Here is a 13,340-nt window from a genome sequence, read left to right as displayed (position 1 = left end):
CGGCGGCCGGTGTCCCGGGCGGGCGTTCCCGGGACGACGCGGGCTTGCCCTGACGTCGACGTCAAGGCATACCGTCGGGGACATGCGCATCGGAGAGCTGGCCGAGCGGGCCGGGACGACCACGCGGACCCTGCGGTACTACGAGTCCCGGGGGCTCCTGACCGCCCGGCGCACGGAGCGGGGCCACCGCACCTACGACGAGGCGGACCTGCGGCTGCTGCGGGAGATCAGGACCCTGCGGGCCTTCGGGTTCGACCTGGAGGAGACCCGGCCGTTCGTGGACTGCCTGCGCGCGGGCCATCCGGCGGGCGACTCCTGCCCGGCGTCGATCGCCGTCTACCGGCGCAAGATCGCCGAGCTGGACGGACTGGTCGGACGGCTCCTCGCGGTGCGCGCGGAGGTCGGCGCCCAGCTGCTGCGGGCCGAGGCGGAACTGCCGCACGGTCCGGAGCCCCGGTGCGAACTGATGACGGAGGAGGGCCCGGGGCGGGCCCCGGCGACGGAGGGAGAACGGCGATGACGGCATACGCGAAGGACACGGAGGGCGTGGCCGAGGTCACGGACGCGGACTTCGGGGCGGAGGTGCTGGAGTCCGGGCGGCCGGTCCTGGTGAAGTTCACCGCCGGGTGGTGCGGCCCGTGCCGGCAGCTCAAGCCGGTGCTGGGCGCGATCGCGGCGGAGGAGGCGGACCGGCTGCGGATCGTGGAGATCGACGTGGACCGCAACCCCGAGACCACCCTGCGGTACGGGGTGCTCGCCACCCCGACGATGCTGCTGTTCCGGGCGGGCGAGCCGGTGAAGTCCCTCGTCGGAGCCCGGCCGAAGCGCCGCCTCCTGGAGGAACTGGCGGACGCGCTCGGCTGACCCGGGCCGGAGCGCCCCGCCCGGAGCGCCCGCGCCCGGCGGGTCCCTCGGGCGGCGCGCTCCCCGGCGGTGTGTGTGCTTTTCGCGGTACCTACGGAAATACCCCGACCGGAATGGCGGTCGGGGTATTTTTTCGCGTATATTAATGGATTCCGTGTCCGGACACACCGAAAACACGGAGAAGTTCAATAAACACACCGTATCGCGCCGGGAGTCGAATTGTCAACCGAGGAATTTCGGAAAGAGCAGCAATTCATCACCGATCTCTACACGCGGCTCGACGTCCTGCGGGACGAGGCCGGGGCCGCCGTCGCTCGCGCCCTGCGCACCCCCGGGTCGGGGAGCAGCCAGGGCCGGTTGGAACGGGACGTGCTCGTCGCCGAGCAGTCGGGGCTCCTCGCCGCGTTCGACGCGGGCGAGAGCGGGCTCTGCTTCGGCCGTCTCGTCTTCCGGGACGGCCGTGACCACCACATCGGCCGCCTCGGCATCCGCGAGGACGACCCCGAGCGCACCCCGCTCGTGGTCGACTGGCGCGCCGAGGCCGCCCGCCCCTTCTACCTCGCCACCGGGTACGAACCGATGGGCCTGTCCCGCCGCCGCCACATCGGCACCCGGGGCCGTACCGTCACCACCCTCCACGACGAGGTCCTCGACCTCGCCGACGCCACCCGCACCGGGCACGAGAGCCGGGACGCCGACGAGGTGCTGCTCGCCGCCCTCGACGCGGCCCGCACCGGACGGATGCACGACATCGTGCAGACCATCCAGGCCGAACAGGACGCCATCATCCGCTCCCCGCACCGGGGCGTCCTCGTCGTCGAGGGCGGCCCCGGCACCGGCAAGACCGCCGTGGCGCTGCACCGGGCCGCGTACCTCCTCTACGCCCACCGGGAGCAGCTCGCCCGCCGGGCCGTCCTCATCGTCGGGCCCAACCCCGCCTTCCTCGGCTACATCGGCAACGTGCTGCCCTCCCTCGGCGAGACCGGCGTCCTCCTCGCCACCCCCGCCGAACTCTTCCCCGGCGTCCGCGCCACCGGCGCCGACACCCCCCGCGCCGCCGCCGTGAAGGGCTCCGCCGCCATGGCCGGGGCGCTCGACCGGGCCGTACGCGACCACCAGCGGGTCCCCGGGCGCGGGGCGCCCCTCGTCGTGCCGCACGAGGACGGCGACCTCGTCATCGACTGGGACATGGCTCTGGAGGCCCGCCACAAGGCCCGCGAGACGGCCCTCCCGCACAATCTGGCCCGCCCCTACTTCGTCTTCCGCGTCCTGGACGCGCTCGCCCGGCAGCTCGCCGACCGCATCGGCGCCGACCCCTACGGCGGTCCCAACTTCCTCGGCCCCGACGACATCGCGCTGCTCGCCAAGGGCATCGCCGCCAACCCCGAGGTCCACGCGGCGATCGAGGAGCTGTGGCCCGCGCTCACCCCGGAGGAGTTCCTCACCGGCTACCTGGCCGACCCCACCCATCTGCCCGCGGCGGACGCCGGGGCGATCCGGCGCGACGGCGGCCCCTGGACCCCCGCCGACGTGCCGCTGCTCGACGAGGCGGCCGAACTCCTCGGCGAGGACGACTCGGCCGCCCGCGCCGCCGAGGAGGCCGAACGGCAGAAGCGGATCCAGTACGCGCAGGGCGTCCTCGACGTCTCCTACGCCTCCCGGACCTATGAGTTCGAGGACAAGGAGGAACAGGACAAGGACGCCTCCGAGGTGCTCTCCGCGCACGACGTCATCGACGCCGAGCGGTTCGCGGAGCGGCACGAGGAGGCCGACCACCGCACCGCCGCCGAACGCGCCGCGGCCGACCGGACCTGGGCCTTCGGCCACATCATCGTCGACGAGGCCCAGGAGCTCTCCGCGATGGCCTGGCGCCTGCTGATGCGCCGCAGCCCCAGCCGCTCCATGACCCTGGTCGGCGACCCCGCCCAGACCGGCGACCCGGCGGGCGTCGGGAGCTGGGAGGGCATCCTCGCCCCCTACGTGGAGGACCGCTGGGAACTGGTGCGCCTCGGGGTCAACTACCGCACCCCCGCCGAGATCATGGCGGTCGCCGCCGAGGCGCGGCGGGCCGACGACCCCGGCTTCGAACCGCCCCGCTCGGTACGGTCGACCGGCGTCGGGCCCTGGGACCGCACGGCCGCCGACCCGGTCGCGGAGACCGCCGCCGCGGTGGCGGCCGAGCGGCGCGGCGAGGGCCGGATCGCGGTCGTCGCACCGCCGGAGCTGCTCCCCGCGCTGGCCGCCGCGGTACCGGACGCGGCGCACGGTCCGGCCCCCGACCTCACCCGGCCGGTCGTCCTGCTCGACCCCCGGCAGGCGAAGGGCCTGGAGTTCGACACGGTCCTGGTGGTGGATCCGGAGGGGATCGTCGCGGGCGCCGCGCACGGCGTCAACGACCTGTACGTGGCGCTGACCCGGGCGACCCAGCGGCTCGGGGTCATCCGTCGCTCAGCGCACAGCTGAACACCGGCTCCCCGTCCTGGTGGCCGGTGACCCGGACCGTCCCCGGTGTCCTGCCGGGCTCCGCCCCGAGCAGACAGGGGCCGCCCTGGAACTCGGCGTACCGGTGGAAGACGATCCGCAGCGCGGCGGGCAGGAAGGGGCGGGGCCAGACGGTGGCGGCGGCGGCCTGCCGGGCGGCTTCCAGGACGACCATCCCCGGTATGTGGTCGTTGGGCCGCTGGAAGAGGGTGGGGTGGCCGGTGTCGACGACGAGCGGCCACGTCCCGTCCCGGTCCCGGGGCGCCAGGAGCACGTCCTCCGTCCTGGTCCGGCCGGTACGGGCGGCCGGTGCCCGGCGGCTCTCCGGGCCGGGGCGCGCCACGCCGGGTTCGACGCGCCCGCCGCGCAGTCTGCGGTAGGCGGCGGGCCCGGCGAACCGGGCGTGGGCGGTGCCGGTCGCCACCAGCCGGGCCGTGCGCCGTACGGTCCACTCCGCCCGCATCACGGCCAGTTCGCCGCCGCGCCGGAGGAGCTCGGCGAACCTGATCTCCATGTCGGCGGCCCCGCCGGTGACGGCGAGGCCCGCCGGGTCGCAGGTGAGGGACAGTTCGCTGAGCAGGATGTGGCGGGACAGCGGCATCCCGTGGGCGGCGTGCAGCAGGGCCATCGTGGCCTGCCGCAGGGTCTCGGCGACGAGCAGCGGGTCGTGACACCGTCGGCCGCCCCGGTCCAGCGGGGTGAAGAACGGGTGGTCGTCGGGCCACAGGGCCCGGACCGCGAAGCGCGCCTCCCCGGCGAGCGGGCGCCACTCGACGGGGAAGGTGTCCTCGTGGCGCACCCGGTGGCAGAGCTGCGGCGACAGGGGCCGCTCCACGGTCTTCCGCATGGTGTCCCCGCTCATCTGGATCCGTCGACAAGATCCGATGAGTGAAGATAGCCGAACGGAGACCTTGGTGTCCGAACGGATGAACGATCAACTGGCCGAACCTCGACCACCGGACGTTCGGACGTCGTTGTCCGGGCGGGACCGAGCCGGAGACCGAGCCGGAGACCGAGCCGGAGATCGGGCCGGAGATCGGGCCGGAGGGCCGGGCCGGAGACGGGCCCACCCGGCCCCCTCCGCCAGACCCCCCTCCGCCAGACTCCCCTCCGCCAGACTCCCTTCCGCCAGACCCCCTTCCGCCAGACCCCCCTCCGCCAGACCCCCCTCCGGCCCGCCCGGCGCCGGGCCCCGTCCTTCTCAGGCCGGCCGCAGCCACACCGTCGCGAGCGGCGGCAGCGTCGTCCGGATGCTGGTGGTCCACCCGTGGTGCGGCACGGACTCCGCCTTCAGCGGGTCCCGCCCCACCACGTCGCTCCCGCCGTACCGGGCGTCGTCCGTGTTCAGCACCTCCGACCAGGCGACCACGGACTCCGGCACCCCGAGCCGGTACCCGTGCCGCACCACCGGCGAGAAGTTCGACACCGCGAGCAGCGGCAGCCCGGAGCCGTCGAAGCGCAGGAACGCGAAGACGTTGTCCTCCGCCGCGTCCCCCACCACCCACCGGAACCCCTCCGGGACGGTGTCCCGCTCCCAGAGCGCCGGGGTCGCCGCGTACACCGTGTTCAGGTCCCGGACCAGGTCCCGCACCCCCCGGTGGTCGGGCTCCGCCCCGTACGCCGGATCGAGCAGCCACCAGTCGGGGCCGTGGTCCGCCGACCACTCCGCGCCCTGCGCGAACTCCTGCCCCATGTACAGCAGTTGCTTGCCGGGGTGGGCCCACATGAAGCCCAGGTAGGCGCGGAGGTCGGCGCGCTGCTGCCACCAGTCGCCCGGCATCTTCGACACCAGGGACCGCTTGCCGTGCACCACCTCGTCGTGCGAGATCGGCAGGATGTAGTTCTCGCTGTACGCGTACACCATCGAGAAGGTCATCTCGTGGTGGTGGTACTTCCGGTGCACCGGCTCCTTCCGCACGTACTCCAGCGAGTCGTGCATCCACCCCATGTTCCACTTCATGCCGAAGCCCAGACCGCCGAAGCCGCCGGGACCCACCTGGTCCGTCGCCCGGGTCACCCCGTCCCAGGCGGTGGACTCCTCCGCGAACGTCACGATCCCCGGGCAGCGCCGGTACACGGTCGCGTTCATCTCCTGGAGGAACGCCACCGCGTCCGGGTTCTCCCGCCCGCCGTGCTCGTTCGGCAGCCACTCGCCGTACTCCCGCGAGTAGTCCAGGTAGAGCATCGACGCCACCGCGTCCACCCGCAGCCCGTCGATGTGGAACTCCTGGCACCAGTACACCGCGTTGGCCACCAGGAAGTTCCGCACCTCCTTGCGCCCGTAGTCGAACTCCAGGGTCCCCCAGTCCGGATGGTGCGAGCGGCGCGGGTCCGGGTGCTCGTACAGCGGACGCCCGTCGAACTCCGCGAGGGCCCAGTCGTCCTTCGGGAAGTGCGCCGGGACCCAGTCCATCAGGACCCCGATGCCCGCCCGGTGCAGCGCGTCCACCAGGAACCTGAAGTCGTCCGGGGTGCCCATGCGGGCCGTCGGCGCGTAGAACCCGGTGACCTGGTAGCCCCACGAACCGCCGAACGGATGCTCGGTCACCGGCATCAGCTCCACATGGGTGAAGCCCAGGTCCCGCACGTACGCGGGCAGTTGCTCCGCGAGCTGCCGGTAGTCGAGCCCCGGCCGCCAGGACGGCAGGTGCACCTCGTACACCGACAGCGGCGCCTCGTGGTGCGGGCGCGCCCCGCGCCGCGCCATCCACTCCGCGTCCTCCCAGACGTAGTGGGACGCGGTGACGATCGACGCCGTGTTCGGAGGACACTCGGTGCGGCGGGCCATCGGGTCCGCCCGTACCGTGTGCGTCCCGTCCGGCCGGGTGATGTCGTACTTGTAGAGCGCGCCCTCGCCGACCCCCGGCACGAACAGCTCCCACACCCCCGTCGAGCCCAGCGAGCGCATCGGCAGGGCCGTGCCGTCCCAGTGCGTGAAGTCACCCGTGACGCGCACCCCCCGCGCGTTCGGCGCCCACACCGCGAACCGGGTCCCGGTCACCCCGCCGTGGGCCATCACCCGGGAGCCCAGCGCCGTCCACAGCTCCTCGTGCCGCCCCTCCCCGATCAGATGCAGGTCGAGCTCGCCCAGCGAGGGCAGGAAGCGGTACGGATCGTCCGCGACCAGTTCCTCCGGCCCGTCGTACCGCACCCGCAGCTCGTACGCGGGCACCTTGCGCAGCAGCGGCAGCACCCCCGAGAAGAGCCCGTCGCCCTCGTCCGCGAGCGGGACCCGCCTGCCCTTGGTGAGGACGGTCACCTCCTTCGCCCACGGGCGGAGCACCCGGACCACCACCCCGCCCCGGACCTGGTGGGCGCCCAGCACGCCGTGCGGGTCGTGGTGCTCACCCGCGAGCAGCCGCGCCCGGTCGCCCGGGTCGAGCGGCGGCGCGGGCCGGGGCGCCGGGGGAGCGGCGGGGGACGTGGTGCTGCGGGCCGTCTTGCCTGCGGGGCGGGCGGTCACCGGGATGCCTCCTGGGATACGGGGTGGAGATGAGACGGGTGCGATGGAGGGGAGGAGAGGGGCCGAAGGGACGAGTGGGGCAGGGGATGCCCATGGGGCTCGGGGTACGGACCGGCAACGGCGTACGGCGTGCGCGGGACACTCCGCCGAACGGGGGCGGGCGTGGTTCCCGCAGGCGGGAGCCGTCCGGCGGCCCCGGACGCTGCTCCGAACGGGGCGGCCCGCCGGGCCGGTGCCGCGTCGAACGGGGTGCGGCTCCGGGCCGGGTCCGCGCAGGTCACCGGGGGGCCGCGAGGCGCTCGATCGCGGACATCGGGACCGGCAGCCAGTCCGGGCGGTGCCGGGCCTCGTACACCACCTCGTACACCGCCTTGTCCGTCTCGTAGGCGCGCAGCAGCGCGGGGTCGGCGCGCGGGTCGACGCCCGAGGCCTCCGCGTAGCCGGTGCAGAAGGCCGCCCGGCAGCGGGTCGCCCAGTCCGCCCGCCAGGGCCGGTGGGTGCGGGCCGCGTAGTCGAAGGAGCGGAGCATCCCGGCGACGTCGCGGACAGCGGGCTGCGGGCTGCGCCGCTCGTCCAGCGGCTTCGCGGGCTCGCCCTCGAAGTCGATGACGGCCCAGCCGCCGTCGGAGCCCCGCAGGGTCTGGCCCAGGTGCAGGTCCCCGTGGACGCGCTGGACCGTGCCGCCGCCGGTGCCGTCGGCCGCCGCGGCGAAGACCGCCCGCAGGGCCGGTACGTACGGCAGGAGCGCCGGGACCGCCTGCGCCGCCGTGTGCAGTCTGCGGTCCATCGCGGCGGCCAGTTGCTCGGTCTCGGCGCGCTGGAGCCGCCGGGTGGGCAGCGCGTCCGCGAGGGCGAGGTGGACCTCGGCGGTGGTCCGGCCCAGGGCCCGCGCCTCGGCGGTGAACGCGCGGCCGTCGGCGAGCGAGTCGAGGGCGAGCCGCCAGCCGTCGCGGGAGTCGCGCAGATAGGGCTGGAGGACTCCGAGGGTCGCGGCCCCGGTCTCGAACCAGGCGACCGGCGCCGGGACCCGGGCGCAGCCCGCCCCGGCGAGGGCGAGCGGGAGCTCCAGGTCGGGGTTGGCCCCCGGGCTGACCCGGCGGAAGATCTTCAGGATGTACGCGTCCCCGTACACCAGGGAGGAGTTGGACTGCTCGGCGTCGAGCATCCGGGGGGCGGGCGCGGGCGGCAGCGCGGTGGTGGCGTGGAACCGCAGGGGGCCGGTCCGGCCCGGGGTGCGCAGCCGCTCGTAGAGGAGTCCGGCGAGGCGCGGGTCGCGCAGCCCCTCGTAGACCGCGCGTCCGGCGAGCGGGCCCTGCCGGAGCCGTCCGATCAGGGCGGGGGCGAGCCGGGGCGGCAGCTGGGGCCTTACGCCCAGGAGGAGTTGGTAGCAGTCGGCGGGCGATCCGGCGGGGCGGCCCGGCTGCTCGACCCGGAGGAGCAGATGGAGGAGCCCGGGGCCCGAGCCGTCCAGGGGCAGCAGTTCGGTGGCCGCTTCCAGGTCGAATCCGGTGACCCGGCGGCCCTTGCCCGCGAACCAGCGCTGCCGGGGCAGCCATTCATGGAGCAGGGGGGTGAGGGAGGGGAGGAGGGCGTCCGGGGCCCGGGTGGTGGATGCGGTCTCCGGCATGGCATCGCGTCCTTTCCCCGGGGCGCACAGATGACTGTCATATGGGTTCAAATGCGCAGATTGTCCCGGATGGCGGCTGGGGCTGTCCGGATGTGCGGGACGTGTCGGAAGGGGAAGATCCGTACGGGTCCGGCGGGAAGGCCCGGGTAGACCCGGATGGACCCGGATCGTGTGTCTCACAGTGCCCGGAGTGGGACGGGGGAAACCGCCCCACCCGGAGGAATCCGAACAGACGGGCGGTCAGCCCCTCTTGAGACGGAACCAGTAGAAGCCGTGCCCCGCAAGGGTCAGCAGGTACGGCAGGCGGCCGATGGCCGGGAACGTCACCCCGCCGATCAGCTCCACCGGCAGGGCGCCGTCGAAGTGGCTCAGGTCCAGCTCGGTGGGCTGGGCGGAGCGCGAGAAGTTGTTCACGCAGAGGACGAGGTCGTCGCCCTCCTCGCGGAGGAAGGCCAGCACCGCGGGGTTGGACGCCGGGAGTTCGGTGTACGCGCCGGTGCCGAAGGCCCGGTTCTGCTTGCGGACCTCGATCATCCGCTTCGTCCAGTGGAGCAGCGAGGACGGCGACGCCGTGCCCGCCTCCACATTGGTCACCTGGTAGCCGTGGACCGGGTCCATGATGGCCGGAAGGTAGAGGCGCCCGGGGTCGCAGGAGGAGAAGCCCGCGTTCCGGTCGGGGGTCCACTGCATCGGGGTCCGCACCCCGTCCCGGTCGCCCAGCCAGATGTTGTCGCCCATGCCGATCTCGTCGCCGTAGTAGAGCACCGGCGAGCCCGGCAGCGAGAAGAGCAGCGCGGTGAACAGCTCCATCTGCTTGCGGTCGTTGTCGAGGAGCGGGGCGAGCCGCCGCCGGATGCCGATGTTGGCCCGCATCCTCGGGTCCTTGGCGTACTCGGCGTACATGTAGTCGCGCTCTTCGTCGGTGACCATTTCGAGGGTCAGCTCGTCGTGGTTCCGCAGGAAGATGCCCCACTGGCAGCCGGAGGGGATCTCCGGGGTCTTCGCCAGGATCTCGGAGACCGGATGGCGCGACTCGCGCCGCACGGCCATGAAGATCCTCGGCATGACCGGGAAGTGGAAGGCCATGTGGCACTCGTCGCCGCCCGAGCGGAAGTCGCCGAAGTAGTCGACGACGTCCTCCGGCCACTGGTTGGCCTCGGCGAGCAGCACCGTGTCCGGGTAGTGGTCGTCGATCTCCTTGCGCACCCGCTTGAGGAAGGCGTGGGTGGCGGGGAGGTTCTCGCAGTTGGTGCCCTCCTGCTGGTACAGGTACGGCACCGCGTCCAGCCGGAAGCCGTCGATCCCGAGGTCCAGCCAGAACTTGAGCGCCGACAGGATCTCCTCCTGCACCGCCGGGTTCTCGTAGTTGAGGTCGGGCTGGTGCGAGAAGAACCGGTGCCAGTAGTACTGCTTGCGGACCGGGTCGAAGGTCCAGTTGGACGTCTCGGTGTCGACGAAGATGATCCGGGCGTCCGGATACCGCTTGTCGTCGTCCGCCCAGACGTAGTAGTCGCCGTACGGGCCGTCCGGCTCGCTCCGCGACTCCTGGAACCACTCGTGCTGGTCGCTCGTGTGGTTCATGACGAAGTCGATGACCACGCGCATCCCGCGCTGGTGCGCCGCGTCGACGAACTCCACGAAGTCCGCCAGGTCGCCGAACTCGGGCAGCACCGAGGTGTGGTCGGCGACGTCGTAACCGCCGTCCCGCAAAGGGGACCTGAAGAACGGCGGCAGCCAGAGGCAGTCCACGCCCAGCCACTGGAGATAGTCCAGCCGGGACGTGATGCCCTTCAGATCTCCGACACCGTCCCCGTTGCTGTCCTGGAAGGAACGGACGAGGACCTCGTAGAAGACGGCCCGCTTGAACCAGTCGGGATCGCGGTCCTTGGCGGGGGTGTCCTCGAAGGTGTCGGGGACGGGCTCGTTGACAGTCATGATGTGGGTGACCCTCCGGTCTGCGGGGACGGTCGCAGGACGAGGACGTGCGCGGGCGTGACGCCCGGTTGCAGGCGCACGTAGCTGGCCCTGCCCCAGTGATAGGTCTCGCCGGTGAGCTCGTCGCGCACCGGCACGGTCTCGTGCCAGTCGAGGCCGAGCACCGGCATGTCCAACGAGAGCGTCGCCTCCTGGGTGTGGTGAGGGTCGAGGTTGACGACCACCAGAACGATGTTTGAACCCGAACGCTTGCTGTACGCGATCACCCGCGGGTTGTCCGTGTCATGGAACGACAGGTTCCGCAGCCTGCGCAGCGCCGGGTGCCGACGTCTGATCCGGTTGAGAGCCGTGATGAGCGGGGTGATCGTCGCCCCCGCCCGCTCCGCCGACTCCCAGTCGCGTGGCCTCAGTTGGTACTTCTCCGAGTCCAGGTACTCCTCGCTGCCGTCCCGCAGCGCGGTGTTCTCGCACAGCTCGTACCCGGCGTACATGCCCCACGAGGGCGAGAGCGTCGCCGCGAGCACCGCCCGTGCCTCGAACGCGGGCCGCCCGGCCCCCCGGAGACCGGCCGGCAGGATGTCCGGGGTGTTCACGAAGAAGTTCGGCCGCATCAGCGCCGCCGTCTCCCCGGACAGCTCCGTCAGGTACTCCGTCAGCTCCTCCTTGGTGTCGCGCCAGGTGAAGTAGGTGTACGACTGCTGGAAGCCGATCGCGCCGAGCGCCCTCATCATCGCGGGCCGGGTGAACGCCTCCGCCAGGAAGATCACGTCCGGATCGGCCCCGTTCACCTCGCCGATGACCCGCTCCCAGAACACCACCGGCTTCGTGTGCGGATTGTCCACCCGGAAGATCCGGATGCCCCGGTCCATCCAGAACCGCAGCACCCGCACGGTCTCCGCGACGATCCCGTCCATGTCCCTGTCGAACGCGATCGGATAGATGTCCTGGTACTTCTTCGGCGGGTTCTCCGCGTACGCGATCGAACCGTCCGGCCGGTGGTGGAACCACTCCGGATGCTTCTCCACCCACGGGTGGTCCGGCGAGCACTGGAGCGCGAAGTCCAGCGCGATCTCCAGCCGCAGCTCCCGCGCCCGCGCCACGAAGGCGTCGAAGTCCTCGAAGGTCCCCAGGTCCGGGTGGAGGGCGTCGTGCCCGCCCTCCGGCGAACCGATCGCCCACGGCACCCCCACGTCGTGCGGCGCCGCCGAGAGGGAGTTGTTCGGGCCCTTGCGGTGGGTCTCGCCGATCGGGTGCACCGGCGGCAGGTACACCACGTCGAAGCCCATCGCGGCCACCGCCGGAAGCCGCTCCGCCGCCGTGCGGAAGTTCCCCGGCACCGTACGGCCCCGGACCTCGCGCACCCCCTCCGAGCGCGGGAAGAACTCGTACCAGGAACCGAACAGCGCCCGCTCGCGCTCGACCCGGATCGGCAACGCCGGTGAGCAGGACAGCAGTTCGCGCAGCGGATGCCGGTCGAGGACCTCGGTCACCCGGGGGGCGAGGGCCGCCGCGAGCCGGGCCGCCGCGGGCCGGGACGGGTCCCGCAGCGCGTCCGCCGCCGCCAGCACCGCCTCCCGTCCGCCGCCCTTCTTCGGGACGCCCTTCGCGGCCCGCTCGTGCAGCTCGGCGCCCTCGGCGAGGACCAGCTCGGAGTCGATCCCGGCCGGGATCTTGATCCCCGCCGTGTGCCGCCAGGTCGCCACCGGATCGCTCCAGGCCTCGACCGTGTACGTCCAGAGGCCCTCGGCGTCCGGGGTGACCTCAGCCCCCCACCGGTCGGTGCCCTCGGCCAGCTCGCGCATCGGCGTCCAGGGGCCGGGGCGGCCCGAGGGGCCGCGCAGCACGACATTGGCGGCGACCGCGTCGTGGCCCTCGCGGAAGACGGTCGCCGTCACCTCGAAGGTCTCTCCGGCCACCGCCTTCGCGGGTCGTCGGCCACAGTCGACCAGGGGGCGTACGTCCAGTACGGGAATGCGTCCCATGAGCGGATTCACAGCATCACCTGACGGTTTACGGGGGTGCGGGTGGTGGTGCGCTCTTTCTAGCTCCGTATACGGCCGCCGGGTCGAGGGCATGGCCGCTCCCGTCCGCGTTCACTCGGACGGCTTGTTCAGAGGGATGAACGGAGATCACGGGGAGAGGGATGAGGGGTTCGCAGAGGAGCCTTCCCCCGGAACGCGCAAGGGCAATCCGGGAGCTTTGTTAACTACGGGTACGTAGCCGGGACGACAAGGGCGCGACCCGGACAAAGAATCCGCCCCTCCCGCGAGGGGGAAGGAGCCGCCCCCGAAGGAGGGGCGGGAGGGCCGGACGGAGACGTCGTCCCCGTGAGCCGGGCGGGGAAGTCACCCCCGGACGACGGGCGGACGAGCCGTCCCCGCGAGCCGTCCCCACCCGCCGTCCCCGCGAGCCGGGCGTATACGGCCGGTCCGAACGGCCGGACGGGCGGGGCCGGGCGGGCGGGCGGCCGGACGGACAGGGGCGGACGGGTGGGGACGGCCGGGTGGAGACGGCCGGGTGGAGACGGGCCGTGCCGAGGAGACCTGCGCGGGAGCCCCGCGCGCGAGCCCCGCGCGAGCCGTCCGCAGGGTCCCGGCAGGGGAGGCGGCCCCGTCCTCACCGGGCCCCGCGCTCACCGGGCCCCGTCCTCACCGGCGCGGCGACGCGTCCGGCCCGTCCGGCCCGTCCGCGTCCCGACGACCACACCCGCCAGGCCGACAGGCCCCGCTCCTCCACGGGCGCGGGTCCGAGTCCCGGGCCCGCGCCGACACCCCGTCGTCGTCCGCCGCCGACGGCGGGGGACCGGCGCCGCTCGCCGTACGGCGGCGGATCCCGGCCACCCCCGCCGCCGCCCCCCGGCAGGGCGGCCGGACCGGACCCCGCTCGAAGACGGCCGGATCCGGCTCCTCGTACCGCACCTCACGGCCGAGCCCCGCCCGAAGGCCGCCGCGGGGCGTCCGCCCGGCCGCG

8 protein-coding genes are annotated in these 13,340 nt (G+C 73.2%); 3 read left to right on the top strand and 5 right to left on the bottom strand.

Translation table 11 applies throughout. The features are described from left to right. Positions 1 to 82: 82 nt before the first annotated feature. The 3 genes from ACIO92_RS16055 (at position 83) to ACIO92_RS16045 (ending at position 3,327) form a co-directional block, all read left to right on the top strand. Complete coding sequence (locus ACIO92_RS16055; RefSeq protein WP_366442256.1) at positions 83 to 520, top strand: MerR family transcriptional regulator; 438 nt, start codon at positions 83 to 85, stop codon at positions 518 to 520. Next, complete coding sequence (locus tag ACIO92_RS16050; RefSeq protein ID WP_366442255.1) at positions 517 to 864, top strand: thioredoxin domain-containing protein; 348 nt, start codon at positions 517 to 519, stop codon at positions 862 to 864. Before ACIO92_RS16055 ends, ACIO92_RS16050 begins: the two co-directional genes overlap by 4 nt. Positions 865 to 1,083: 219 nt before the next feature. Then, complete coding sequence (locus ACIO92_RS16045) at positions 1,084 to 3,327, top strand: UvrD-helicase domain-containing protein (RefSeq protein WP_366442254.1); 2,244 nt, start codon at positions 1,084 to 1,086, stop codon at positions 3,325 to 3,327. On the opposite strand, the gene ACIO92_RS16040 is transcribed toward ACIO92_RS16045, so the two are convergent. From ACIO92_RS16040 to ACIO92_RS16020, 5 genes are all read right to left on the bottom strand, one after another. Next, on the bottom strand, positions 3,302 to 4,207 hold the full coding sequence (locus ACIO92_RS16040; protein ID WP_401237030.1) for a ScbA/BarX family gamma-butyrolactone biosynthesis protein: 906 nt from the start codon (positions 4,205 to 4,207) through the stop codon (positions 3,302 to 3,304). The genes ACIO92_RS16045 and ACIO92_RS16040 overlap by 26 nt on opposite strands. Before the next feature lie 339 nt (positions 4,208 to 4,546). Then, positions 4,547 to 6,808: a 1,4-alpha-glucan branching enzyme gene (gene glgB, locus ACIO92_RS16035; protein WP_402281749.1), complete on the bottom strand. Its 2,262-nt coding sequence runs from the start codon at positions 6,806 to 6,808 to the stop codon at positions 4,547 to 4,549. A gap of 277 nt (positions 6,809 to 7,085) precedes the next feature. After that, positions 7,086 to 8,435, bottom strand: a complete 1,350-nt coding sequence (locus tag ACIO92_RS16030) for a maltokinase N-terminal cap-like domain-containing protein (protein ID WP_366442251.1) — start codon at positions 8,433 to 8,435, stop codon at positions 7,086 to 7,088. Between the two features lie 240 nt (positions 8,436 to 8,675). Then, a complete protein-coding gene (gene treS, locus ACIO92_RS16025; protein ID WP_402281752.1) occupies positions 8,676 to 10,370 on the bottom strand; it encodes a maltose alpha-D-glucosyltransferase in 1,695 nt (564 codons plus the stop codon). Beyond that, entirely contained in the window at positions 10,367 to 12,352 is a 1,986-nt protein-coding gene (locus ACIO92_RS16020; protein WP_366442249.1) for an alpha-1,4-glucan--maltose-1-phosphate maltosyltransferase, read from the bottom strand. The genes treS and ACIO92_RS16020 overlap by 4 nt, the downstream gene beginning before the upstream one ends. Positions 12,353 to 13,340 lie beyond the last annotated feature (988 nt).

The sequence above is a fragment of the Streptomyces sp. NPDC087215 genome, assembly GCF_044744885.1.
Taxonomy (GTDB): Bacteria; Actinomycetota; Actinomycetes; order Streptomycetales; family Streptomycetaceae; genus Streptomyces.
This window is presented reverse-complemented; position numbering and strand designations above follow the sequence as displayed.